The following is a 1,002-nucleotide window of genomic DNA, read 5'->3' on the forward strand; positions in this document are numbered from 1 at the left end:
AACCCCAGCTCCGCACGTAGGTTATGTGAAAGTTCCCAAATCCGAGCGAAAAAAAATTAGGCGGGTGCTTGAAGATCTGGTCGACAACAGTTTGCATCCCTCAGCCGTAATGCATGATCTGGAAGCTAATCTCTTATTGCAGTTTATACTGCGCTGCAGCAGCTATTTTTCACAAAGCCATCACCGGGTAGGCGATAACCGCATCGACAAGGCGAAACGCTTCGTTGAAGAACATCTGAGTGAGGCTTTTACTCTGGAGCAGGTCGCCTCTGCCGTACATATGTCTCCCTCACGGCTCGCCGCACTCTTCAAAGAACACACCGGTTTAAGCGTATTTAGCTGGCGCAACGAACGGCGACTGATTCAGGCTGCTCACCTGCTTCGCAGCAGCGATCAAGCTATTGCCACTATAGGAGCGAAACTGGGATTCAGCGATCCGACCTACTTTTCCCGTACCTTTCGCCAACATATTGGCTGCAGTCCGAAGGCTTACCGCCACCAGCGACAGAGTGACGTCGCCAATGGCCTATAACAATTATCGGAGCGTGCTGTACGCTTACACTGTAAGTCTTCATGAGCAATCTTGCGCCACGCCCTTCTGTTCAATTACATAAAAATTGACCAAGCGTGCGCTTGTAGTCGAATTGCGTAAATTTGATTCGTCCTGGCAACCAGTTTTTCAAGCACCCATGAAGGCGCTTCCAGCCCCTGCTGCATGCGAAACACCAGTGCTTCAAACCCTTTCCGTTTAATCCCCGGGGCCTGCCCCAAAAGGTTGTCTACGTGCTTACCGCGTTGCCAACACGCTTTCCGGGAGACAAAGCGATCCGCGAGCACACCGGAAAGCGCGACACAGTCACTAAAGAGATGACCCTCATGTTCGCCGACAAAGCCTGTCTCGTGGCTGCAGGCGATCGCGGAGGTGAAGAATGGAGGTAGCCCCACTTCTGTAGAAGCCACCACAAGCGGCATTGGCGCTCGCATTTGAAAATTCCACCGCCC

2 protein-coding genes are annotated in these 1,002 nt (G+C 52.4%); one reads left to right on the forward strand and one right to left on the reverse strand.

What is annotated here, in order from left to right:
- Nucleotides 1–532: helix-turn-helix domain-containing protein (locus tag ABYP33_RS19650; protein WP_373093092.1), on the forward strand; the 532-nt coding region annotated here is incomplete at its 5' end.
- A gap of 74 nt (nt 533–606) precedes the next feature.
- Here ABYP33_RS19650 and ABYP33_RS19655 read toward each other — a convergent pair.
- The coding region (locus ABYP33_RS19655) for a hypothetical protein (RefSeq protein ID WP_373093093.1) at nt 607–1,002 on the reverse strand (396 nt) is incomplete at its 5' end.

The organism is Zhongshania sp. (assembly GCF_041584495.1).
GTDB lineage: Bacteria > Pseudomonadota > Gammaproteobacteria > Pseudomonadales > Spongiibacteraceae > Spongiibacter.